The 24,684-nt window shown below is 71.1% G+C and carries 15 protein-coding genes and 1 pseudogene; 4 read left to right on the top strand and 12 right to left on the bottom strand.

Features of this window, described 5'->3' with window-relative positions; all coding sequences use genetic code 11:
* The first annotated feature begins 67 nt into the window (after window positions 1-67).
* From F4553_RS24770 to F4553_RS24780, 3 genes are all read left to right on the top strand, one after another.
* Window positions 68-1,045 (top strand): sulfotransferase family protein, encoded by a 978-nt coding sequence (locus F4553_RS24770; protein WP_184839772.1) that lies wholly within the window; start codon window positions 68-70, stop codon window positions 1,043-1,045.
* Window positions 1,042-1,956, top strand: coding sequence for a glycosyltransferase family 2 protein (locus F4553_RS24775; protein ID WP_184839774.1), 915 nt, complete (start codon window positions 1,042-1,044; stop codon window positions 1,954-1,956). Before F4553_RS24770 ends, F4553_RS24775 begins: the two co-directional genes overlap by 4 nt.
* 158 nt (window positions 1,957-2,114) lie before the next feature.
* Window positions 2,115-3,017, top strand: coding sequence for an endonuclease domain-containing protein (locus tag F4553_RS24780; RefSeq protein ID WP_184839776.1), 903 nt, complete (start codon window positions 2,115-2,117; stop codon window positions 3,015-3,017).
* Window positions 3,018-3,117: 100 nt separating this feature from the next.
* Here F4553_RS24780 and F4553_RS24785 read toward each other — a convergent pair whose 3' ends face one another.
* Genes F4553_RS24785 through F4553_RS24815 form a run of 7 tightly spaced genes read right to left on the bottom strand, consistent with a single transcriptional unit; the run spans window position 3,118 to window position 11,877 of the window.
* A complete protein-coding gene (locus F4553_RS24785) occupies window positions 3,118-4,122 on the bottom strand; it encodes a glycoside hydrolase family 26 protein (RefSeq protein ID WP_312875340.1) in 1,005 nt (334 codons plus the stop codon).
* A complete protein-coding gene (locus F4553_RS24790) occupies window positions 4,119-4,988 on the bottom strand; it encodes a class I SAM-dependent methyltransferase (RefSeq protein ID WP_246466519.1) in 870 nt (289 codons plus the stop codon). The genes F4553_RS24785 and F4553_RS24790 overlap by 4 nt, the downstream gene beginning before the upstream one ends.
* A 23-nt stretch (window positions 4,989-5,011) precedes the next feature.
* The gene (locus F4553_RS24795) at window positions 5,012-6,532 is read right to left on the bottom strand and encodes a lipopolysaccharide biosynthesis protein (RefSeq protein WP_184839778.1); all 1,521 of its coding nucleotides are present in this window, start codon (window positions 6,530-6,532) and stop codon (window positions 5,012-5,014) included.
* Window positions 6,529-7,407: a sulfotransferase gene (locus F4553_RS24800; RefSeq protein ID WP_184839780.1), complete on the bottom strand. Its 879-nt coding sequence runs from the start codon at window positions 7,405-7,407 to the stop codon at window positions 6,529-6,531. Before F4553_RS24800 ends, F4553_RS24795 begins: the two co-directional genes overlap by 4 nt.
* Window positions 7,404-8,660: a hypothetical protein gene (locus F4553_RS24805; RefSeq protein WP_184839782.1), complete on the bottom strand. Its 1,257-nt coding sequence runs from the start codon at window positions 8,658-8,660 to the stop codon at window positions 7,404-7,406. Before F4553_RS24805 ends, F4553_RS24800 begins: the two co-directional genes overlap by 4 nt.
* Window positions 8,657-10,108: an O-antigen ligase family protein gene (locus tag F4553_RS24810; protein WP_184839784.1), complete on the bottom strand. Its 1,452-nt coding sequence runs from the start codon at window positions 10,106-10,108 to the stop codon at window positions 8,657-8,659. The genes F4553_RS24805 and F4553_RS24810 overlap by 4 nt, the downstream gene beginning before the upstream one ends.
* A complete protein-coding gene (locus F4553_RS24815) occupies window positions 10,105-11,877 on the bottom strand; it encodes a tyrosine-protein kinase domain-containing protein (protein WP_184839786.1) in 1,773 nt (590 codons plus the stop codon). Before F4553_RS24815 ends, F4553_RS24810 begins: the two co-directional genes overlap by 4 nt.
* A gap of 281 nt (window positions 11,878-12,158) precedes the next feature.
* Here F4553_RS24815 and F4553_RS24820 point away from each other — a divergent pair, with 281 nt between their 5' ends.
* Window positions 12,159-14,231, top strand: coding sequence for a glycoside hydrolase family 26 protein (locus F4553_RS24820; protein WP_184839788.1), 2,073 nt, complete (start codon window positions 12,159-12,161; stop codon window positions 14,229-14,231).
* Here F4553_RS24820 and cysC read toward each other — a convergent pair.
* The 5 genes and pseudogenes from cysC to F4553_RS24845 all read right to left on the bottom strand — a co-directional run.
* A complete protein-coding gene (cysC, locus tag F4553_RS24825) occupies window positions 14,194-15,651 on the bottom strand; it encodes an adenylyl-sulfate kinase (RefSeq protein WP_184839790.1) in 1,458 nt (485 codons plus the stop codon). The two genes, F4553_RS24820 and cysC, sit on opposite strands and share 38 nt — an antisense overlap.
* 73 nt (window positions 15,652-15,724) lie before the next feature.
* Window positions 15,725-18,502, bottom strand: coding sequence for a phosphoenolpyruvate carboxylase (ppc, locus tag F4553_RS24830; protein WP_184841173.1), 2,778 nt, complete (start codon window positions 18,500-18,502; stop codon window positions 15,725-15,727).
* A 122-nt stretch (window positions 18,503-18,624) separates the two neighbouring features.
* Window positions 18,625-22,194, bottom strand: coding sequence for a transcription-repair coupling factor (gene mfd / locus F4553_RS24835; protein WP_376776247.1), 3,570 nt, complete (start codon window positions 22,192-22,194; stop codon window positions 18,625-18,627).
* Between the two features lie 119 nt (window positions 22,195-22,313).
* Entirely contained in the window at window positions 22,314-23,915 is a 1,602-nt protein-coding gene (locus F4553_RS24840; protein ID WP_184839794.1) for a DUF885 domain-containing protein, read from the bottom strand.
* A 67-nt stretch (window positions 23,916-23,982) separates the two neighbouring features.
* Window positions 23,983-24,684 (bottom strand): annotated as a pseudogene (locus F4553_RS24845) (MazG nucleotide pyrophosphohydrolase domain-containing protein); the annotation flags it as partial.

The raw sequence follows: 24,684 nt of genomic DNA on the forward strand, positions 1-24,684 counted from the left end.
GGACAATACAGCTCCAATACGGGCGGATTGGTCGTTAGGTGTGGTGACACGAATGGAGATGCGGCGAATGACTCGAGTGATCTTCCTCGGCGGGCTGGGTCGCAGCGGCACGACGCTCATCGAGCGGGTGCTCGGCCAGCTGCCCGGCGTCTGCGCCCTCGGCGAGGTGGTTCACCTCTGGCAACGAGACCTGCGCGACGACGAGCGCTGCGGCTGCGGCGAGCACTTCTCCGCCTGCGACTTCTGGGAGCGCGTCGGCATCGCGGCCTTCGGCGGCTGGCACCGTGTCGACGTGCACCGCGTCCTCGCGCTGCGCGACCTCGTCGAACGCACCCGGCACATCCCGCGCCTCGCCAGCCGCTCGCCCCGCGCCCACGTCGAGCTGATCCGGGAGTACGCCGACTACTACAAGCGCATCTACCTCGGCGCCGCCCGGGTCGCCGGTGCGAGCGTCGTCATCGACTCGTCCAAGCACTCCGCCCTCGCCCACGTGCTCCGCTACGCCGACCTCGACCTGCGCGTCGTGCACGTGGTCCGGGACGCGCGCGGCGTCGCCTACTCCTGGACCAAGCAGGTCCGGCGGCCGGAGACGGACCACGCGGAGGAGATGACGCGATATACGCCGAGCCGGTCGGCACTGCTCTGGCTCGCGCACAACAGCGCATTCGGGCTGCTCCGCCGACGCGGGGTGCCGGTACGCCGACTCCGCTACGAGGAGTTCATCGCCGATCCCGTCGCCGCGATCCGCAGGCTCGCCGGATTCGCCGGGCTCGATCCCTCCATGATGGACCTCACCTGGCTCGGCGAACGCCACGTCGACCTCGGCGTCTCGCACAGCGCGGCGGGCAACCCCATGCGCTTCGCCACCGGCCGCATCGACCTGCGTCAGGACAACGCCTGGACCACGAAGCTCCCGCCCCGGCAGCGAGCCGTCGTCAGCGCCGTCTGCAGCCCGATGCTGCGCGCCTACGGCTACCCGGTCTTCTCTCCGTCGTCCCCGCCCGCATCGTCGCCCGTCGCCTCCCAGTCCCAGGAGCGTTCATGAAGCCGTCCGTCGGGGTGGTCATCCCCACGCGCAACCGTCCCGAGCTGCTGCTGAGGGCGATCGAGGGCGTCCTCGCCCAGGATTACTCCGGGCCGATCCTGCTCGTCGTGGTCTATGACAACGAGCCGCCCTCGCCCGATCTCGACGTGCTGCCGATCGTCGTGATCACCAACTCGCGTACCCCCGGTCTCGCCGGGACGCGCAACACCGGCATCCTCGCGCTCGACACCGACCTCGTCGCCTTCTGCGACGACGACGACGTCTGGGCGCCGGAAAAGCTGCGCAAGCAGGTCGAGGCTCTCGGCCGTCGGCCCCGCGCGGAGATGGTCACCTGCGCCATCGAGGTGGAGTACGCCGACCGCGTCGTCCCCCGCCTCGCCGGCACCTCGACGGTGACGATCGACCAGCTCGCCCGCTCGCGGATGGCGATGCTCCACTCGTCCGGCTTCCTCTTCCGCCGCTCCGCCCTCGTCCCGGACCGGTCCGAAGACGGCATCGGCCTCGTCGCCGAGGACGCGCCGGGCAGCCAGAACGAGGACTGGGACCTGCTGCTGCGTGCCTCCCGGCGCCACGACATCGTGCACGTCGACGAACCGCTGGTCCGCGTCCTGTGGGGCCGCAGCTCCTTCTACGCCTACGAATACGCCACCAAGATCTCCTCGCTGCGCTGGATGATGCGGCGCCACCCCGAGATCAAGGGCTGCGCACCGGGGGCGGCTCGGGTCTACGGGCAGCTCGCGTGCTGGTCGGCGGCGTCGGGCAATCGCAGCGAGGCCTGGAAGTGGACCCGCAAGACGGTCAAGGCCAACTGGAAGGAGCCCCGGGCGGCGATAGCGCTGGCGGCTCTGGTGGGCGGCGTCCCGGTGGACAAGGTCCTCCACAACCTCCACAAGCGAGGCAGGGGCATCTGACTCCGTCCCTGCTCGTCATGATCGGGCCATCTTTGGGGAAAATGGTGTGATCAAGGTCCATGATCAGGCCTTCTTGCCCAAAGATGGCCCGATCATGGGGCGTGGGTGGTTATCCACAGGGCGTTGTGGCGGCTCAATACGCGTGCCAGGGTCTAGCGGTGCCTCGTCGACCAGCCAAGCCGGCCGCGCTCCAGCGCCGGGTCTTCCGTGGGGCGGATGCGATCCGAGCCGGTCTCATCACGCGCGATCAGCTCCGAAGCAGCGCGTGGCGGACGATCTTCCGGGACATCTATGTCGAGCGCGACGCCACCACGAGCCACCGCACTCGCTGCATCGCGGCCCTCGCCTACCTGTTGCCGCCAGAGGCTGTGATCACCGGCCGGTCTGCGGCGCTGGTCCACGGCGTCGATCTGATGCCGGACGGTGATCCCGTCGAGGTGCTCATGCCGACACCGTTCGGGCCGATCGCGGGGGTGAAGGTGCTCTTCGGTCGAGCCGCCGAGGACGACATCCATCGTCGGGCGGATCGGCTGCGGCTCGCGTCGCCGCGGCGAACCTGCTGGGACCTGGCTCAGCATCTCGACGCCGTCGAAGCGGTGGTCTACGTCGACGCGATGATCGCCCGAGGGCTGGTCACGCGTGCCGAGCTCGAGGATTACGCCTGGTCCCGCAGCGGCGAGAAGGGCTGGCGCAAGATGCTCACGGCGGCCCAGCTCGCAGATCCGGCAGCCCAGTCGCCGCAGGAGTCCCGACTGCGCGTCAACCTGGTGCTGCGAGGCCTCCCTCGGCCGGTCACCCAGCATGTCATCAGCCGCGATGGGCACTTCGTCGCCCGCGTCGACCTGGCCTGGCCCGACCTAAAGATCGCCGTGGAGTATGACGGCCGCTGGCACGGCGATCCGGCCCAGCTCGATCGCGATCGGGCCCGCCTCAATCGGATCCTCGGCGCGGACTGGCTGGTCCTTCACGTGACGGCCAAACGTCTCCGCGATGATCTGGACGGCTTCGTCACAGAACTCTCCGCGGCGATCGCCGCTCGCCGAGCCCGCTCCGCCCGCTGATGATCGGGCCATCTTGGGGGAAGAAGGGCTGATCATGGACCTTGATCACACCGTTTTCCCTGAAGAAGGTGTGATCTTGCGAAGCGCGGGGGAGGGGGCGCTAGGAGGGGGAGAAGTAAGGCGTGGTGGCGGCCTGGGCGAAAGCCGCCAGCGCTACCGGGTCGGGGCTCAGGCTGAAGCTGCGCTTGTCGTCGCGCCCGTCGGGGTCGGACTCGAAGTAGACGACGGCCTTGATCTGCGGGACTGTGCGTACGTAGGTGAACGCCGACCGCAGCCACTCGGCCCGGGCCTGCGGTCCCCAGCCGCGCCCGATGCCGAACTCCCCGACGACGATCGGCTTGGCGTGCGCGCTCGCCCACTCGACGAACGGCTGCATCAGTGAGGCGAAGGGCGCCAGCGTCCCCCCGGCGTAGGTGTCCACGCAGATCCAGTCCACTGCCGAGTCCCCGGGGTAGAAGTCACCGGCCCGGCCGGCGGCGAAGCCCTCGACGGTGGGGCACCAGACCCAGGCGACGTTGCGGGCGCCCTCGGCGGCGAAGAGTTCTCGGGTGTGCCGCCACGCCTCGACGTAATCCTGCGGTGTCCAGATCGACGGGGTGAGGTTGGGGCGGTCCATCTCCCAGCGGAACCGCAGCATGACGGGTTTTCCCAGGTCACGTAGCTTGCGGGCGCGGTCGCGGAGGATGTCGTCCTGGCGGCCCATGGTGATCGAGCGGGTGTCGCCGACCGCCCAGCTGACCATCAGGGTGGCGCCGCTCTTGAGGAAGCGCCGGTCGGCGGAGGTGGCGAAGTCCTCGCCGAGCCGCCGGTAGGTGTTGACGATGGCGAGCTTCCGGCCGAGCTGCTCCTCGAAGCCGCGGACGGCGGCGACGCGCTCGACATCGGAGAGGCGGCGGGGGCGTACCCATGCTCCGAGCAGTGCACCCGCCTCGGGCGCGCGGACCGCGCCGCCGCTGAACGGTCCGGGGTGACCGGTGGCGGCGGGGGCCGGTGGCGCGGTGGTGGTGACGGGCGCGGGCGGCGCGGGCCGGGCCGAGCACGAGGCGAGCGCGCCGATCGTGATCAGCCCGGCCAGCGTCAGGCAGGCCGCGCGGACGCCGTTCACCAGGATTCGCCGTCCCGATCGACCGGCTTGCGCGGCGGCGTGGCCGCATCATCGGGGAGGGGAGCGTCCGGCAGCGCGTCCAGCATCGGATCGGTCGCTCCGACCGGCATCGTGCCCAGCGTCGGCCGGGTACGCCGGGCGATGTAGAGGACGTTCACCGCTGAGCCGTTGAACAGGCCGGTCCTGGCGACCACGTCGTCGATGAGGGAGGCGAAGGGGCGCAGCCAGCCTCGGCCGTACCACCCCTGGGTGAAGAGCGAGAAGCCGCGGCGCTCGACGACCGTGAATCCGTGCCGGTCGAGCAGCTCGGTGATCTGCTCGTGGGAGAGCTCGGCGAACCAGGGGCAGGTGTCGTGGCGGCGGTGCCGCAGGTGGCGCAGCGACGAGCGGTTGCCGTGGTTCTCGACGATGAGCAGCCCGGCGTCGTAGTGCGGCAGGGCTTTCGCGGCGAAGGCGATGGCCCGGTCCCGGACGCTGTCGTCGACGTTGAGCAGAAGCCGGAAGACGGTGACGATCGCCGGGCTCTCGGTCGCGACGGGCAGGGGTCCCTCGCCGTCCTCGGCGATCCGGTGCAGCTGGGCATAGGCGCCGACCTCGTGGGCCTTGTCGAGCATCGCCTGGCTGGTGTCGTAGCCGTGCGCGCCGCGGACGAGGCCGTGCAGGATGCGGATCGCCCGGCCGGTGCCGCAGGCGAAGTCGTGCTGCACCGGGCGGCGATAGGGGAAGGCCCGCCGGGCGAGCCCGCGCAGGTAGTCGCGCTGTCGTCGGTTCACCGCCGACGCGTAGCTGTCGGGTGCGTAGACGACGTTCTCGTACTTCTCGACGTTGGCGGCGTCCCGGAAGATCTCGGTGTAGTCAGTGCGCATGTCGTTCCTTCACGAGTCGTTGCTCAAACGGGCCGGTGAGTACGGGAGATCAACGAGGGCAGGTGCAGAACAGCACGGAGAAAGTATAGGCAAATGGTATAAATTGCCCCGCTGAGCGGGATCGCTACCAGCGGAGATGCGATCAGCAGCGGCAGAACGCCGAAGCAGCCCACGGTCAGCGCGGCGGCGATCGTGGTGTGCCGACCGAACGGGTGCAGCTTGAGCGAGACCATGATCTGGGCGAGCGGCGCAAGGTTGTTGATCGCGATCGCGCAGGCGAGCCCGATCGCGGCACCGAGCGCGCCGAGCCGGGGGATGAGCAGCAGATCGATGCCGACCATCACGGCGAGCGCCAGCAGCACGTTGGTGAGGTTCCACGCGGTGCGCCCGGCCATCGTGAGGACCATGTCGACCATGCCGCAGCCCGTGGCGAGCAGCATCGCGGCGGCGAGCGTGCGCACGATCGGCGCGGCGTCGCGGTAACCGGTGCCGAAGAGGCCGAGGTACTGGGTGGCGTATCTGATCACGAGCAGGTGCAGGGGCCAGGTCGTGAGGATCAGCCACGACGTCGCGGTTCGGTAGAGCACCCGCGCGGTGCCGGTCTCCCCGACGGCGAGGGCCTCGGCGAGCCGCGGCTGCACCGCCTGCGAGATCGACCCGTTGGCGAGCTGCCCCAGCACCACGAAACGCCCGGCCACGGCGTAGACGGCGGCGGGCCCCAGTCCCGCCAGCGACGCCACGAGCAGCACGTCCACCCGTTGCAGCGCGGTCTGCGCCGCGTTGGCGACGGCCCGCGGCGCGGTGAACCGCCAGAACGCCCTGCTCACACCGGTCACCGGTGCGGGAGGCGGTGTCGGGCGCGGGGCGGGCCGCCGCTTCGGCGTCGCCGACGGCAGCGCCCGCCACACGGTGAACGCGGCGATGACCAGCACCGGCAGGTAGGGCACGGACCAGGCCAGCGCCCACAGCTCCAGGCCCGCGTCGGGCGCGAGCAGGGCCAACCCGAAGATCAATCCGATTTGTACGCCGGGCCGCACCAGCTTGTCGAGGAGCACGGTCGGCCGCATCATCCGCATCCCCCGGCTCGCCGCGAGCAGGGCGTCCGCCAGCGCGGCGATCGGGATGAATACGGCGAGGGCCCGCAGCGGTGTGGCGTAATCGGGCACCGCATAGGGCGCCGCGAACCCGATCGCCAGGGCGAGCAGCGTGCCGAGCACGGCCACCGGAACGAGCCCGGCACGGAGGTAGGCACCGGTCAGCTCCGGGGTCCGCTGGGCCCGCATCCGGGTCGGCCAGTAGACGAGGCCGGTGCTCGTACCCAACCGGGCGAAGCCCCCGACCAGCACGAAGGCCGAGGTGGCCGCGAAGAACGACCCGGCCTGAGCCGGCCCGAGGGTTCGGGCGACCGCGAAGGTGACACCGAGCCCGGCGACCCCCGCGAGCGCGGCGCCGACGAGGTTCGCCGCGCCGAGCCGAGCGGTCCGGCCCAGCGGCGCTCTGGCCGGTGTGGCGGTCCGCGCCGGGGCCAGCTCCGTTGTGCTCATGCGCGCCAGGAGGGAGTTCGCCCCAGCCACTGCGTCAGCGCCGCGTCCCACGGCGCGAAGTGAGCGGTGAGCATCGCCCGGGTCTCGTCGGACATCGGCGCGGGCCGGGGCCGGGCGTTGTGCTGGTCGAACTCGGGGTAACCCAGGTGCGGGATGCCGAGGAATTCGAGCACGCTGTCATAGACGGGTTTGGGATCGGCGAAGAACAGCTCCGCGTCGAGCACGAGCATCCGGTCCCGCCCCACCTGGTGCGCCATGTGCTCCAGATAGGTCGAGTACTCACCGCGCGCGGTGTATGCGTGGTGCTGGTGCGAGAAGGAGTAGGCGTGCGGGTCGGCGACGAGCCGGGCGTGCTGCCCGCGCAGCCGGGACGGTTCGAGCGCGAGGGCGCGGTTGAAGTCGTGCTCCATCTCGAAGCCCCGTGCCACCTCGTGCGCGTGCTGGGAGTAGGCGCGCTCGACCGGGTTGCGGACCAGCACCAGCACCCGGGCGCCGGGCAGGTCCCGGCCGATCCGCGACGCCGCGTGCGGGTGGTAGAGGTAGTAGGGGCTCGACTCGAAGGTCTGCCCCTGCACCCCGTGCAGGTCCATGATCCGTTCGGCGTGGCGGCGCAGTGGGAAGTGCCCCCTGTACCAGGCCGGTCCCTTGTGGTAACTGGTGTCGAAGTAGTGCACGCCCTTGTGCAGGACCGCCTTGAGGATCGCCGGGTGCGCCGCGAGCGAGCGGTAGAGCGACGTGGTTCCACACCGCTGACCACCCGTGATCAGGAACGACGGCAGCAGCCGGGCGGGCGCGGTGAGCCGGCCGAACGACCGCGACCCCATGTGGATCACGTGCTTGACGGGCTCGGGCAGGGTGTTCGAGAGCGAGATCATGCGAGCCTCCGGACGCGGTCGATGAGGACGGGGAGCAGCCAGGTGCCGAGGACGCCGAGGCGGGCGCCCGCCTCCGCCTGCCGGTCGGTGAGGTAGCGCGCGGCGAGGTCGACCAGGTAGAGCAGCGCCGTCACCTCGCAGCCGTCCGGCACGACGTCGAAGGGCGCGAGCAGCCCGGCGGCCTGGCGTACGACCGCCTCGACGGCCGCCTTCGCGTCGCCCTGCTCCTGGATGCGGCGCTGCAGCTCGTAGTGGATCGCGTCGAAGCCCAGCGGGACGCCCGGCGTGAACCGCTCCCAGTCCCAGACGAGCAGTTCGTCCTCGAGGTTCGCCATGTTCCAGGGCGCCCAGTCGCCGTGCCACGCGCCGTAGCGCAGCGGCACGTCGCCGCAGTGCTCCATCAGGATCCGCGCCGCGTCGTTGAGCTGCACCCCTTCGGGCTGGTCGGCGAGCTGGCCGAGCCGGTTGCGCAGATCCGCCCAGTAGGGGCTCGTCGCGAGCCAGCCCCGGGTGATGCCGACACAGCCGGAGACCTCGACCATCGCGGCGGCGAGGCGCTGCGGGCTCAGCGGTGCCCGGGGCCGCCAGATCGGCAGCGCCGACTGCACCAGCACCTGGTTGCCGCGCCACTGCCCGGCGTGCAGCACCTTGGGCACGCTGAGCTGCTCGAACGTGATGTGTGACAGCGCGGTCAGAGCCGCGGTCTCGGCCCGCACGAGGCGTCGCGTCAGCGGTCCGGTGCCGAGCTTGGCGAATCCGAGGGTACGCCCGGTCGGCGTCAGCAGCTGCAGGACGGGCTTGCGGTTGGCGCGTGCCGGGCCGATGTGGACGCTCAGGTTCAACGGCAGCCCCAGCGACGCGCCCAGGTAACCGTCGATCGTGTCGGCGGTGCCGTGGGGTGCGGTGATGCGTACCCGATCGCGCATCACGGCCGGCCACGCACCGGTCCGCAACGCGGCGACCACGGCATTGCGCTTGAGCCGAGCCATCCGGCCCTGCGGTTCGGCGAACCGGCGTACGGCAGCCGCAGCGACCCGGGGCGACCCGACCGGGACGAGCAGCTTCGGCCGCCGCGCGTCGGGGATCACGAGGTACTCCACGACCTGGCGGGACTGCGGGCCGCCACCGCCGCCGCTCGTCGAGTGCACGCACGGCTCCGGGTAGAGCAGGGCCAGCACCTCGGTCAGGTACTGGTGGCGCAGGTCCGCATCGGCGGCGGTCAGCTGCGCTGGTGCTGTCTTGACCGGACTCATCCAGGGACCCCCGAGGTGTTGTTGTTTGGTTGTGCGCTGGCACGAGGAGTGAAGGGAGCGAAGCGACCGGAGCCCCGCAGGGCGCGCTCAGGGGATGCTGCGCTGGCACGAGGAGTGAAGGGAGCGAAGCGACCGGAGCCCCGCAGGGCGCGCGGGGATTGCAGCCAGTTCCGCCAGAGCAATGCGTAGGCGAGGAATGTGAAGGCCAGGGGGGTGACGAGCGCGTTGTACCAGAACATCGCGACGAGGGTGCCGACGATCGCGGCCGACCCGGCGATGCCGATCGGCGTCGAGTCGCGCCGGAAACGCCACAGCCCCAGACCGAAGAAGCCCAGATAGGACACGGTGCCGACGATCCCGTGGGCGAAGAGGAGCTGCCACAGCTGGCCGTTGCCGCCGACCGTGAAGTTGCCGCAGCGCTCGCAGCCCTTGCTCTCGCCGACCGTGATCGACTGCCGTCCGCCCACCGTGTTGCGGGTCGAGCCGTAGCCGATCACCGGGGACTGCTGCATACCGGTGATGGCCCGCTCGGTGAGGAACATGCGTACGCCGTTGGACTTGCCGTTCTCCAGCCGCCGGTTGACCACGTCGCCCAGCGGCGAGGCGACGAACGCCACCCCGAGCACCGCCACCGCGGCGGCACCGGCGATCAGCACCGCGAAGCGGCCCCGCAGCGCCTGGCGCAACGCCACATAGGCGACCGCGACACCGAGCCCGATCCAGAGCCCCCGGTTGAGCGAGTGGACGACCGGCACGATCGCGGCGAGCAGCGTCCCCGCGGCGAGCACCTTCGTCCGGCGCCGGGTGGGGTAGCTCCAGACCGCGACGACGAACCACACCACGAGCAGGCAGAAGTTGTTGCCCCACGTGTTGGTGTAGCCCCACGGCGCGGCGGGCCGGGGCTGCGGATCGCCGACGAGGTCCATGATCTGCGCTGCGTAGGGGTGCACCAGCGACTGCACGAAACCCTTGGACCGGACGCCGTGCGGCAGCAGCAGCTCCACCGGCGAGGTGAAGCCGAACTCCCCGGCGAAGGTGCCGAGCAGCCCACCGGCGACGGTCACCGCGAAGAGCCAGGCGAGCAGCCCGACGAGCCGCCGCTGCGACATGCCCCCGGTGGCCGGCAGGTTGCCCGCGTAGAGCAGCAGGACGGTGAGGGAGGCGTACTCGATGAGCCGGAACGCGACACCGAGGATCCGGTCGCCCGCGCCACCGTCGACCACCCCGACGGGGTCCGAGCTGAGCGCGCCGACCCCGATCACCACCGCGGCCAGGAAGATCAGCCACAGCACGAAGTAGGGCGGCAGTCGCAGCCCGATGCCCTGCCGATGCTGCCGGAGCAGGGCGTACGCCATCGGCACCGCCATGATCGGGAAGATCAGCACGGCGAGCCCCAGCGCCCACCAGAGTGGATAGAGCGCGAGGAGAGCGACGAGGGGCCACGTCATTTGACCTCAGCGCCCTCCTGCTGGGCGGCGTGCTCGGTCGTGTCGCTCTCGTGGTGTGACGCGGTCTCCTGGTCGGGAGCGGTCTCCTGGTGGGGTGCGGTGAACCCGTGCTCCGCGTCCAGCGCCGCCAGGGTCTCGGCGTCCAGCTTCGCGAGCATCACGGTGTCGATCGACGGCGGCACCGGCGGGAGCTCCGCGACGGGCTTCAACTTCGGGGTGAGCACGGCACCGAGGACCGGGGTGCCGACGCGGTGCAGCTGGTCGGCCGCATCGCGTACCTGCGGATAGGTGGTGCGGCGCAACTCGACCGCGATGATCGCCGCGTCGGCGACCCCGGCGAGGCTCTGCGCGTCGGCGCCGCTCGCGGTGGACGGCGCCTCGATGACGACGAACTCGCAGCGTGCGCGCAGCGCGGCCATCGTGTCCCGCAGGGTCTGCGACTGGAGCACCCCGCCCGCGCTGGCGGTGCCGCCGGTCGGCAGCACGCGCAGGGAGGGGAGCCGCGGCGCCCGCTGGATCGCGGTGTCGAGCGAGCAGCGACCGGTGATCACGTCGGAGAGGCCGGGCGTGGGCGCGACACCGACGAGCCGGGCGAGCGGCGCGAGGCCGACCATGCTCTCCGGCTGGCGCGCGCCGACGAGGATGACGTCACTGCCGGTCCGGGCGAGTGCGGCGGCGAGGTTGCTCGCGACCACGGTGGAGGCGGTGCCCCGGCTGGCACCGGTGACGACCAGGACCCGAGCACCGCTCCTGCCGTCGCCGGGAGCAGCGCTTCCCGGCGCGCCCTGCGGGGCTCGCTCGCCCCCTCCCTGCGTCAGCGCCGCCAGCACCTCGTTGCGGAGCCGGTTGAACGTCCGTCCGCCGAGGTCGTTGGGGGCGAAGATGTCGTCGAAGCGGAGTCGCGCCTTGCCCGGGATCTCGGCGAGGACCGGAACGTCGGCCCGGCGGCTCACATCGCTGCGGCGGCGGCACCGTCGGTCGAGGCGCTGGCGCAGCGCGGCGAGCCCGAGCCCGCCGAGCAGGCCGGCCATCGCCCCCGTGGCCAGATTGATCATCACGTCGGGCTTGACCGAGCGGTTGGGCAGGCCGGCGTCGCTGATGATCCGGCCCGCGCTCACCGTCGCGGTGGTGAGCTGGTTGAGCTGGCCGGTGAGCTGGTTGAGCTGCGTCAGGACGGTGCTGCGCTGCGTCTCCAGCGTCTCCTGGGTGGGGGTGCTCTTCGCCGTCTCGTCGAGCCTGGCATTGATCGTGCCGAGCTGGCCGTTGAGCTGCTTGACCTTCGCGGTGAGCGAGGTGATCTGCCGCGTCAGCTCGAACTTGGCGTTGGCGTCGCGGTTGCGCAGGTAGGACTCGGCGAAGGCGTGCGAGCCGGCCTGCGCCTCCGTCGGGGTCGGCGCGGCGAACTTGATCTGCAGGACCGTCGAGTTCGGCGGCACCTCGACGTCGACGCGCGCGGCGAGCTCCCGGGCGTCGGTCTTGATCCGCAGCAGTTCGGCGGCGCCGTTGGCAACGGCGGTCGACTGGAGCAGCTGTGCCTCGGTGTCCAGGTTGATCTCGCCGCGGGTCCGGCCGCCGACCGCGTTGGCATCGCCGCCCGCGGGCTGGACCAGCACCGAGGTGACCGAGACGTACTCCTTCGGCAGGTGGGACGTGAGTGCCGAAGCGCCGCCGATTCCCGCTGAGACGGTGAGGGCGACGATCCACCAGTGCCGCCGGGCCATCCCTAGGTAATCGGAGATGTCGAGCGACGGGGGGCGCATGACATCCATGGGTGACTTTCCTCCTCGACCGCTGCACTCTCACAGGGCTAACGGCGGCAGAGTGCGGAGGAAACTGGCAAATCGCTCTGTGAGCGCTCCATGACCCTGTGTAGTCGATTGGGGTGTTTCCGTAACTTTGGATGGGAAGTTCCGTTAGTCCTCTACATCCCTCAGAGTTCGTGTTTATGCTGGTCCATGGCGTTAACCCAGTCGGTGTCCGAGCAGGAACACCCGGGTTGGCAGTCCGGTCGGCTCGATGCCGGCTCCGCCACCTTGCGGGAGGGCATGGCATGACCACAGCACGGCCGTTCATCGCGGCAACCGCCGTCCTAGGCGCGGTGACCCTCGCGGTCACGCTCGGTTACATCGGCGGGCGCGTCGGCCGCCCACATCGATCCGTGCCGGTCTCCGCCGACACCTTCGCGGTGAGCTGGTCGCCGCAGGCGTCCGAGGGCAAGGCGGCCTACCTAGCCGCGGGTGGCGCGGACGGCGGCGCCGCGATCACCTACCTCAAATTCACGATCGACCTGCCGGCCGGCGCGCCGCCGACGCTCGCCGAGCTCTGGCTCGCGCGCCACAGCGGCCCGCTGCCGGAGCTGGTCGAGCTCACCCACGTGCCGTCGACCGTCTGGGACGAGAACCGCCTCACCGCGGCCACCGCGCCCCGCCTCGGCGCCGTCGTGGGTTCCATAGCCCCTCGGGGGTACGAGTCGGCGCTGCGCTTCGACGTCACCAAGGTGATCCGCAAATCCGGCACGTACGCGTTCGCGGTGACCGCACCGACCGGCGCCTCGATCGCCCGCTTCATCGCCCGGGACGACCTGGTGGCGGCGAAGGCGCCCACGATCACGATCTCCTTCGATCCGGCTGCGACGGCATCCGCCTCGTCCACGTCGGTCGCCTCGTCCATGGAGTCGTCGGCGGTGTCGCCGGGCGGGGTGACCGTGCCGGAGCCCTTCCCGAGCCTGCCGCCGTGGCCCCTGGGTACGCCGACGTCACTGCCGCCGAGCCTGCCCGGCCTGCCCAGCCCGCCGAACCCGACCTTCAGCATGAGCCCGCTGCCGCCGAAGCTGCCGAGCACCTGGCCCCCCACACCGAGCGGCTGGCCGATCCCCGACCCGCCGTCGCCGACCGGCCCCGGCGTGCCGTCGCTGTCGCCGTCGCTCCCACCGTCGCTCTCGCCGTCGCCCGGTGGCCCCGGCTCCCCGTCGCCGTCCGACGCCGTTTCGCCCTCACCGTCGGAGCCCGGCTCGCCGTCGCCGTCAACCTCACCGTCGGAGCCGGGCCTGCCGTCCGAGTCGCCGTCGTCCTCGCCGTCATCATCACCGTCGTCCTCGCCGTCCGGGTCGCCGTCGGCCGCACCGGGCAGCCCGTCGCCGTCGCCGAGTGAGAACCCGGACCCGAAGTGCGAGCTCGGTGCGGCGCTCGTGCCCAGCTGCGGTGTGCTGTGGGGAGTCGCTCCGGCCAGCCACACCGACGTGCCACGCCGCCAGGCCATCGTCGACTTCGAGACCTCGACCGGTCGCAGGCAGGCGCTCTTCCACGCCTACCACCGCGGTGAGCAGCTCTTCCCGACACCGGACGAGATCGCGATCGCCCGCAACGCCGACAAGCCGCGCCTGCTCTTCCTGAGCTGGAAGCCGACCACCTTCAACTGGGCCGAGATCGCCCGCGGCCGGGCCGACGCCTACCTCGCCCGGCTCGCCGCGCACATCCGCGCCAACTACACCGACCAGTTCTTCTTCACGATGTACCACGAGCCCGAGGACAACGTGGTCGCCCGGGTGGGCTCGGGGATGACGGCGAAGGACTTCGCCAGGGCGTTCCGCCACGTGGTGCTGGAGCTGCGGGCGAAGGGCGTGACCAACATGGTCACCGCGATCTGCTACATGGCGTACGTCCCGTGGAACACGCAGCCCTGGTTCGAGGACCTCTACCCCGGTGACGACGTCGTCGACTGGGTCGCCTGGGACGCCTACGCCTACTCCGACCCGGGTTACGGTCACGGCGACTTCGCCGAGATGATGAACCGCAAGGCGGCGAGCCGGCCGTCCTGGCCGGGCTTCTACAACTGGGCGGCGAAGAGCTTCCCCGACAAGCCGCTCATGGTGGCCGAGTGGGGTGTCTGGTTCTCCCAGCGCAACCCCACGCACCAGGCGACCTTCTTCGACTCGGTCGGCAAGCAGATGGAGCTCTTCCCCCGGGTGAAGGCGATGATGTATTTCGACACGCCGTCCCAGCAGCAGGGGCGTGACTCCCGGGTCGCGGCGACCAGCGGCGGGCTGCGGGCCTACCGCAAGCTGGGCCGGTCGCCGGTCTTCCAGGTCATGCCGGCAGCCAACCGCCGTGGATCAAGCTATTGAGCACGACCTTGACGCCGTCGTCGATGGTCCCGGTCGAGGTGTCGATGCGAAGCTCCGCATCGGTCGGCACCTCGTAGGGATCGTCGATGCCGGTCATCCCGGTGATCAGACCGGCCCGGGCCTTGGCGTAGAGACCCTTGCGGTCCCGCGCCTCGCAGACCTCCAGCGGGGTCGAGACGTGGACCAGCAGGAAGTCGGCACCGGCGGACCGAGCCATGGCCCGCGCGGTCGCCCGGGCCCCCGCGTACGGCGCGATCGGGCAGCAGATCGCGATCCCGCCATGCCGGCCGACCTCGGCGGCGACCCAGCCGATCCGGCGGATGTTGAGATCCCGGTCGGCCTTGCTGAAGGTCAGCCCGGCCGAGAGCTCGCGGCGCACCACGTCGCCGTCGAGGAGCGTGACGGAGCGGGTGCCCGACTCGCGGATCTCGTCGGCGACCGCGTGGGCGATCGTCGACTTGCCGGAGCCGGACAGGCCCGTGAAGAAGACGACCAGACCCCGGTGGCGGCGCGACGGGCGAGCCCGGGCCAGCTCGCGGGCGACGGCGGGCGGCGTGTGCCACTCCGGCAGCGTCACCCCGTCGTCGAGCATGTCGTTGATCTCGTCGCTGGTGAGCGGATCGCGCTGGAAGCGGTCCGGCACGTCGTCGCGCCAGCGCCACTGCCCGTCGCGAGCGTCGTAGGCGAACTCCCGCGACACGATCACCCGGGGTCCGCCGCCGGTCAGCATGTCGCCGGCCGCCAGCAGGTGGGTGACGCCGTAGGCAGCCGCGACCCGGGAGCGCAGCAGCGCGTCATGGATCTCGTTGCCGCGGTGCGGCAGCGGCACCGCCACGATCGTCGCGCCGTTGAGCCGGTCGTTAGCCGCCAGGATGCAGCGGATCAGCGCCTCCGGCGCCAGCCCGTCGGGTCCGGCCGTGCCCACCGGGATCAACACCACCGCATCGGCGGCGAGGCTGCGGGCAGCCTGAACCACCTGCGCGATCTGCGGCCGGTGCATGACCCGATCGGCGAAGAACCCGACGACCCGGTCACCGCCGAGCGACCCGCGGACATCGGCGGCCGGTCGGTGCAGCCGGGCGAAGGGCGGCCGGCCGCCGTCACCGGTCCGCCGGACCGGCCCCGCGATGCCGACGCGGCCCTCCCGGACCGGCCAGCGCTCGGTCACGGTGACCGTGGCGAGCGGCGCGCCCTCGGGGTCGGTCAGGATCAGCTCGGCGTGCTCGGCGAGCCCGGACGGGACGGTCAGCGTCACCGGCACCGACCACGTGGTGCCGTCGGCGAGCTTGCCCGTCCGCGACATCGAGGACAGATCGGACTGGCCGAGGAATCCCGTCAGCGGTGCTAGAGCACCCGCCAACAGCAACTCCAGGTCGGCCAGTTCAACGGCGCTCGGCGTATGCGTCGGCACCTCTGTCATCGGGCTTCCTTCCTCCCCAGGCTGAGAAGCCCCAAGTCTCGCATGCGTAGGGAAGCCCGACCATCAACCGCTCTTAGCCAGTGTTGCGCATCCCGGCTGCGATTCCGTTGACAGTGGTGAGCAGGGCTCGCTCCAATGTCGGGTCCGTGCTCGGCTGCCGCCGGGTGCCGGGTGCCGTCGTGTTGGAGTGGCGCAGGCCGCCGTGGTCCCGATACTGGCGGAGCAGCGCGACCTGCAGGTGGTGCAGCGGCTCCAGGTAGCTGTCCCGAACGCCGAGGGTCCGCTGCAACTGCGGCTGCGCCTCGAGCAGTCCCTCCTCGCCGGTGATCGCGAGGAGCTCGGTGACGGTCAACGCGTACTCCTCCTCGATCTTGCCGAAGATCGGCTGGAGGTGCTCGGGGACCAGGGTGTGCACGTAGCCCCGGGCGATCGTGAGGTCGGTCTTCGCCAGCATCATGCCCACGTTGGAGAGGAACGTGCGGAAGAAGTGCCAGCGCTCGTGCGCGTCCTTCAGCGTGTCGGTGAGACCCGCCTCGCGAGCAGCACGCAGTCCGGAACCGACGCCATACCACCCCGGGACGATCTGGCGGGACTGCGTCCAGCCGAAGACCCACGGGATGGCCCGCAGGCCGCCGAGCCCGGCGTCGGAGTCGGGGCGCTTCGCCGGGCGGGACCCGATGTTGAGCGCACCGAGCAGCTCGGTCGGGGTGGCGGCCCAGAAATACTCCGGGAGCTGCGGGTCCTCGACCAGCTCGCGATAGGAGGCGAAGGCGGCGCTGGAGACCGAATTCATCGCCGAGTCCCAGCGGGCCAGGTCGTCGGCGGGCTGGCGCGGCGCGGTGTGCAGCAGCGTCGACTGCAGCACGGCGGCGACCGTCAGCTCCAGGTTCTCCCGGGCCAGGGCCGGCAGCGTGTACTTGTCGGAGATGACCTCGCCCTGCTCGGTCACCTTGATCGCGCCGTCGAGCGTGCCGTAGGGCTGGGCCAGGATCGCCTCGTGGGTGGGGCCGCCGCCGCGGCCGACGGTGCCGCCGCGGCCGTGGAAGAGCCGCAGCCGGACGCCGTGGCGCGCCGCGACATCGCGGAGCTGGCGCTGAGCCTTGTGGATGGCCCACTGGCTGGTGGTGATGCCGGCTTCCTTGTTGGAGTCGGAGTAGCCGAGCATGACCTCCTGCACGTCGCCGCGCGCACGCACGATCGCCCGGTAGGTCGGCAGGCTCAGCAGCTCGTCGAGGATCGCGCCACCGGCGTCGAGCTCGCCGACCGTCTCCAGCAGCGGGACCAGGCCGATCCGGGCCCGCGGGGTGTGCGGGTCGACGAGACCCGCCTCGCGGGCGAGCACGGCGGCGGCGAGCACATCGTCGACGCCCCGGGTCATCGAGATGATGTAGGACTCGATCACGTCGGCGCCGAAGCGCTCCTGCGCCTCACGGATCGTGGTGAAGACATCGAACGTCTTGCGAGCCGCCTCGGTGAGCGGCGTGTCCAGGTGCGACAGCGGCCGACGGCTCGCCAGCTCGCGGGTGAGCAGCTCGGTGCGCTCGTCGCGGTTGAGGGTGGCGTAGCTGTTGACCTCGCCGACCCTCGCGTAGAGCTGGGCCAGGCAGGCGTGGTGCGCGTCGGCGTGCTCGCGGACATCCATCGTCGCCAGGTGCAGGCCGAAGGCGCTGACGGTCCGGATGATCGTGGCGAGGGTCCCCATCGCGGTGAGCTGTCCGGCGTTGCGGGCCAGCGAGGCGCGGATCAGCTCCAGGTCGGCGACGAGGTCCGACGCGCCCAGGTAGTCGCGCCCCGGCACGTGCGGGGTGCCCTTCGCCAGGCGCTCGCGGGTGTTGGCGAGTTTCGCCTTGATGCAGCGCGCCTTCAACCGGTAGGGCTCCTCGGCATTGACCCGGCGGAACCGGGGCGCCACCTCGGGCAGCGCATCGAGGTCCTTGGCGAGGCTGGCGGAGAGGTCGAGGGAGACGTTGCGCATCCGCCGCGAGACGCTGATCTGGTTGATCAGCTCCTCCAGCGCCGCCTCGGTGGCCCGGATGCCGTGCTCGTGCTGGATGAGCAGCACGTCACGGGTGACCGCGGGCGTGACGTAGGGGTTGCCGTCGCGGTCGCCGCCGATCCAGGTGCCGAAGCTGAGCGGCTTGGCGCCCGGAGCGGTCTCGACGCCGAGCGACTTGAGCGTGTCGGCGAGATCGTCGAGCACCCTCGGCGCCGCGTCGGCGTAGAGGTCGCGCAGGTAGTAGACCGCGTTGCGGGCCTCATCGGTCGGGTCCGGCCGGTCCAGCCGCAGCTCGTCGGTCTGCCAGAGCAGGTCGAGCAGCTCGGCGAGGCGGCGGTCGGCCTTGTCGGTGCCGGGCGCGGCGCCGTAGAGCACCGCCTCGGCGGCCTCCCGGTCCAGCTCGTCGGCGACCGAGCGCAGCTTGGTGAGGATCGACCGGCGGGCGGCCTCGGTCGGGTGCGCCGTGAAGACCGGACGGATCGCCAGGCGGCGCGCCGCGGCGGCGATCTCGTTGGGCGCGACGCCCTTGTCGGCGATGAGCCGCCCGGCGCGGTCCAGCCAGCCGCCGACCTGCGCCCGCTGGCGTCGCAGCTCGCGGGCCCGGTGCACCTGCTCGATGACGTTGGCGAGGTGGAAATAGGTGGAGAAGGCCCGGGCCAGCTTCGTGCCGGTGGAGACATCCAGACCGGCGAGCTTGGCCGCCGCGCTCTCGGGGTCGGTGCGGACTAGGGCCCGGACCTCCTCGACGAGATCGAGCAGCCCGCGACCCTCCTGACGCACCAGGGTCTGTCCGAGCAGGCCACCGAGCCGACGGATGTCGGCACGGAGCGCGGTGTCGCGCTCTGCTGAGTCCACCTCAGACTGGTCAATATCGGTCACAGCGGACACCTCTCACAGTGCTGAGGACGGCGCTGTCCGGGGGCTGCGCCAACTATATCGAACCAGCCTGGGCCTTCAGATCGCTTGAGTGACGTCACTCACCCCAGAATGTCTTTGATCGTTTGGGCGCACCAGTCGAGCAGCGCCTGGTCGCGCAGCGGCTCGCCGCCGATGCGACGGGTCATCGGGTGCGGGATGCTCACCTGCGAGGACGCGGGCTTGTAGACCGCGTCGGGGTGGTAGCGCTTGAGGCGCATCTGCCGGGAGTCGGGCAGCACGAGCGGCGAGAAGCGGATGTGCTTGCCCTGCAGGCCCACCTCGGAGAGGCCGTAGTCCTTGGCGACCAGCCGGAACCGGGCCACCGAGACGAGGTTGACCACCTCGGCCGGCGGCTCGCCGTAGCGGTCGGTGAGCTCGGCGACGACCGCGTCGAGCTCCTCGTGGGTACGTGCGGAGGCGAGCTTGCGGTACATCTCCAGCCGCAGCCGCTCCACCTCGACGTAGGTGACCGGAAGGTGCGCGTCGACCGGGAGATCGATCTTGACCTCGACCGCCTCCGCCTCGTCCGCGTCGTCAGCCGGGTTGTTCTTGAACGCCCGAACCGCATCCCCGACCATCCGGACATAGAGATCGAAACCGACGCCCTCGATGTGGCCGGACTGCTCACCGCCGAGCAGGTTGCCCGCGCCCCGGATCTCCAGGTCCTTCATCGCGACATACATGCCCGCGCCGAGCTCGGTGTGCTGGGCGATCGTCGCCAGCCGCTCGTGGGCGTGCTCGGTGAGCGGCTTCTCCGGCGGGTAGAGGAAGTAGGCGTACGCCCGCTCGCGACCACGGCCGACCCGGCCCCGGATCTGGTGCAGTTGGGAGAGACCGAGCAGGTCGGCGCGCTCCAGGATCAGCGTGTTGGCGTTGGGGATGTCGATGCCCGACTCGATGATCGTGGTCGCGACGAGGACGTCGAACTCCTTCTCCCAGAAGCCGACCATCACCTTCTCCAGCGCGTCCTCGCCCATCTGCCCGTGCGCGGTGACGATCCGGGCCTCGGGGACGAGCTGCCGCAGCCGCTGCGCCGTCCGGTCGATCGACTCGACCCGGTTGTGCAGGTAGAAGACCTGACCGTCGCGGAGCAGCTCGCGGTGGATCGCGGCGGCGACGGTCTTGTCGTCGTAAGCGCCGACGTACGTCAGGACGGGGTGCCGCTCCTCCGGCGGGGTCGCGATCGTCGACATCTCCCGGATGCCGGTGATCGCCATCTCCAGGGTGCGCGGGATCGGCGTCGCCGACATCGTCAGCACGTCGACGTTGGTCCGCAGCGACTTCAGGTGCTCCTTGTGCTCGACACCGAAACGCTGCTCCTCGTCGACGATGACGAGACCGAGCTGCTTGAACCGGGTCGCCTGCTGGAGCAGCCGGTGGGTGCCGATGACGATGTCGGCGGTGCCCTCACCCGCCATCTCGATCGTGCGGGCCGCCTCGCTCGGCGTCTGGAAGCGGGAGAGCTGCTTGATCTGGACGGGGAACTGCGCCATCCGCTCCGAGAACGTGTTGAAGTGCTGCTGCGCCAGGAGCGTCGTCGGCACCAGGATCGCCACCTGCTTGCCGTCCTGCACCGCCTTGAACGCCGCCCGCACCGCGATCTCGGTCTTGCCGTATCCGACGTCGCCGCAGATCAGGCGGTCCATCGGCATGGGCTTCTCCATGTCCTCCTTGACCTCCTCGATCGCGGAGAGCTGATCGGGCGTCTCGGTGAACGGGAAGGCGTCCTCCAGCTCGCGCTGCCACGGCGTGTCCGGCCCGAAGGCGTGACCCTTCGCCGACGTACGCGCGGCGTAGAGCTGGATGAGCTGCGCGGCGATCTCCCGGACCGCCTTGCGCGCCCGCGCCTTCGCCTTGGACCACTCCGAGCCGCCCATCTTGTGCAGCGTGGGCGCCTCGCCGCCGACATAGCGGGAGAGCTGGTCGAGCGCATCCGTCGGCACGAAGAGCCGATCGCCGGGCTGCCCGCGCTTGGAGGCGGCATATTCGATCACGATGTACTCGCGGTCCGCGCCGTTGACCTTGCGCTGGACCAGCTCGACATAGCGGCCGATGCCGTGCTGCTCGTGCACCACGAAGTCGCCCGCCCGCAGCTCCAGCGGATCGATCGTGTTGCGCCGCCGCGACGGCATCTTGCGCATGTCCTTGGTCGAGGTGCCCCGGCCGCCGGAGATGTCGTCGCCGGTGATCACCGCGAGCTTCACCTCGGGGTCGACGAGCCCGCCGAGCAGGGAACCCGTCGTCACGACGAGGCTGCCGGGGGTGAAGACCGGCTCATCGGTGAGGGTCGCGCCGATCCCCGCGTCGCGCAGCACCTCCGCCGAACGCTGCGCCGGGCCGTGTCCGGCGAAGACGAGCGCCACCCGCCAGCCCTCGCTCAGCCAGCCCCGCAGATCGGCGATGAGCTTCTCGGTGTCGCCGTGGTAGAGCGGAGCGGCCTGCGCACCGAGCGTCAGCACCGTCGAGTCCTCGTCGATCGGTCCGACATCGATCGGGTCCAGCCACGGCGTGTCGTCAGCCTTCGCCGAGGGGGCGTCCAGGCCGAACGGGGAGACCGTCCACCAGGACTGGCCGCGGTTGAGCGCCGAGGTCCTGACCTCCGCGAGGGTCTTGAAGGACGCGCTGCCGACATCGACCGGGGCCTTGCCCCCGACGGCGGCAGCGGCCCAACTCGCCTGGAGGAACTCCTCGCTGGTGCGGACCAGGTCGTGCGCCCGGGTGCGGATGCGCTCCGGGTCGCAGAGCAGCACGATCGTGTCCTTGGGCAGGCACTCGACGAGCAGCTGCATGCTGTTGGGGCCGGCGAGCGTCGGCGCGAGCGACTCCATGCCCTCGACCGGGATGCCCTCGACCAGCTTGTCGAGGATCTCGGCGATCTCCGGGTGGTCGGCGAGCACCTCCGCCGCGCGGGCCCGGACGGCCGGGGTGAGCAGCAGCTCCCGGCACGGCGGGGCATAGACGGAGTCGGCCGCGGCGATGGTGCGCTGGTCGGCGACGGCGAAGGAGCGGATCTCCTCGACCTCGTCGCCCCAGAACTCCACCCGCAGCGGGTGCTCCTCGGTCGGGGGGAAGACATCGAGCAGGCCGCCGCGGACCGCGAACTCGCCACGCTTGGTCACGAGGTCGACCCGGGCGTAGGCGAGGTCGACGAGGTCGTGCGCCACCCGCTCCAGCGGCGCGGTCTGCCCCGGGCGCAGCTCCACCGGGGTCAGGTCGCCGAGCCCCACGAGCTGCGGCTGCAGCAGGCTGCGCACCGGCGCGACGACGACTCGTAGCGGCCCGCGCTCGCCCGGGTGGGCCAGCCGCCGGAGCACCGCGAGCCGCTTGCCGACCGTGTCGGAGCGGGGGGAGAGGCGCTCGTGCGGCAGCGTCTCCCAGCTCGGATAGGCCGCGACCACGCCCGGGTCGAGCAGCATGCCGAGGGTGTCGGCGAGATCGTCGGCCTCCCGGCTCGTCGCCGTCACCGCCAGCACCGTCCGCTCGCTCGCGGCGACCGCCGCGAGGAAGGGCCGCAGGCTGGGCGGCGCCGTCACGTCCAGGTTGTCGCCTGCGAATCGACGGGTACGCGTGAGCGCCGGATCCGCCAACGCCGCATCGAGCAGACCGCTGAGCCGCACCGTAACCCCCACATGATCGCCTGAAGAGCACACGCCGAACACCCCCGAACCGGAACCGGTGGGGGCTGTGTTTCGACGACGTGTGTCGACTCCAATCTAACCCCGGGCTGTGACAGACCCGGTCGGATGGGTCAGATGCCGAGCAGAGTGCGCAGGTGGCGAGGGCTGGGGGAGCCCTGGGCGAGCATCGCGTCGTGCCACTGCCGCAGGCTGACCCCGGCCGGCCGGGAGCGCCCGATCGACGAGACCTCGGCCCAGCCGACGAAGTATGTCGAGAGCTGCGTCGAGGTGAGCAGCGACCGGCGCCACTTGCCCGCAGCCTCGCCGCGCTCCTGGAAGCCCCGCCCGACGAGCATGTCCATCGCCTCGTCCTCGCTGAGGTTCTCGCAGTGCACGAGCTGGTCGAGGATGGCGTTGATCGTCATCCGGAGCTGCATCTTGAGCTGGTGCAACCGCACCGGCAGGCCGCCGAAGCCGTGGTCGGCCATGATCTCCTCGGCGTAGACCGCCCAGCCCTCGACGAAGACCCCGGAGAAGCCGAGCGCCCGCACCCTGGTGGATCCCCGGTAGCGACGGCCGTGCGCGAGCTGCAGGAAGTGACCCGGCATCGCCTCGTGAACCGTCAGGTTGCGGATCATGTGGTTGTTGTACTCGCGGTAGTAGGACTCGACGAGCTCCGCCGACCAGCCGGCCGGCGTCGGTGAGATCGAGTAGAAGGTCGGCACGTCGGCCGTCTCCAGCGGTCCCGGCGCCGAGCAGTAGGCACCGGCGACACCGCGGGCGAACTCGGGCATCTCCTCGATCACGCACGGGTCGTCGACGAGCGAGACCAGGTCGTTGCGGCGGACGAACTCCGTCGTCTCGGCGAGCGTGGTCTCGGCGAGCGCCACGATCGTGGCGTCGTCGGGGTGCTCGGCCGAGAGGCTCGCGAGCGCGGTGCGGACCGTCTCATCGGTGGGCGGGCCGCCGATCAGCGCGGCCGATGCGTCGCGGATCTCGGCCATCACGCGGGCGAGATTGGCCTCGGCCCGATCCAGGACGGCCGCCGCCGAGAGCTCCGTGTCGAGGGTGTGCCAGAGGCGGGCCTCCCAGAGCTTGCGGCCCAGGCGCGGGTCGCGGCCACCGGTCTGCTCCCGCAGCCAGCCCGAGAAGTCGGTGAGCGCGGCGGCGGCCCGATCGACGGCGGGCTGCACGCTGCCGGTCATGCTCGGCTCCTGCGCCAGCAGCCCCGGCACCTGCTCGCGCAGCAGCGCGGCGGCGCCCTCGAACTGGCCGACGGCCGTCTCCAGGTGGATCTCGGGGCAGTCGCGCAGCACCTCGCGGGCGGTGGCGAGGGCGTCGGGGATCGCCGAGACCCGGTGATAGAGGCTGTCCAGGCGCACCGCAGCCGGGGCGAAGGGCCGGGCGAGCAGCTCGTAGAGGAAGGGGCCCGGGTTGTGGGCCAGCGGGTTCCACTCGTGCTCGCGGACCTCGGTCAGCTCGAAGATGCTCCGGTCGACGATGCCGCTGAGGATCTCGTGGTCGACCCGGTCGGCGAGCTCCAGGGCGTCGGCGTCCACCTGAGACAGAGCCAGCGCGGCGTCGCGCAGCATCCCCACGTCGGACGAGACGCCCTCGGCGGAGAAGTCGGGCAGCCGATCGTCGAAGCGGTGGTCACCCGCATCGAGGGCGCGGCCCGGGTCGCTCTCCAGGATGGCATCGGCGATCATCTCAGCCAGCGGCGCGAACTCCATGGGGAGACCCTACCCGTCGGCACCGACAGCCGGTCCCTCAGCGCTCCGCGCGACGGCCGGCCCGCTCCGCCTTTTCCTGGGCCTTCACCCGTTCCCAGACCTCGAGGATCTGGTCCATGTCGTCGGTGGCGTGCTCGGGTCCGCCGAAGATGTGCGGGTTGCGGCGGATCATCTTCGCGACGTAGTCCCCGGCGACGTCGTCGATGGTGAACCGCTCGTCCCCCGGCAGCTCCTCGGCCATGCGGGCGTGGATGAGTACCTGGAGCAGCACGTCACCGAGCTCCTCGCGGAGCGCCTCATGATCGTCGGTCTCGATCGCCTCCACCGCCTCGCGGGCCTCCTCCAGCATGAAGCGGGCGAGGCTGCGATGGGTCTGCGCGGCACGCCAGGGGTCCGCGCTCAGCCGCTCGGTCACCGCCACGGCATCGAGCAGGCGGGCTCCCGGGGGGTCCCAGGAGCCGTACATGAGCTCCATCTCGGCGAGCGAGGGCTCGCGCGCCAGGCGCATGCCCAGCTCCCGGGCGAGCCGCTCGTCCCCGGTCGGTCCGGCGAGCCAGATCACGGTCTGCCCGGCCGTCGCGAGCAGGGCATCAGCACTGGGTACGGGCAGGATCGTCACCTCGGCACCGGCGATGCGCAGCGCGGTGGTCTGATCGCTCTCCTGAGCCGCCAGGACCGGATGAGCGCGGCAGGCGTCCCAGGCTTCGGCGGAGAGCAGCCCGGCGGGGAGCCGGGGTGAGGTGACGAGCAGGACGATCCGTCGGGTCAT

The organism is Allocatelliglobosispora scoriae, assembly GCF_014204945.1.
Taxonomy (GTDB): domain Bacteria; phylum Actinomycetota; class Actinomycetes; order Mycobacteriales; family Micromonosporaceae; genus Allocatelliglobosispora; species Allocatelliglobosispora scoriae.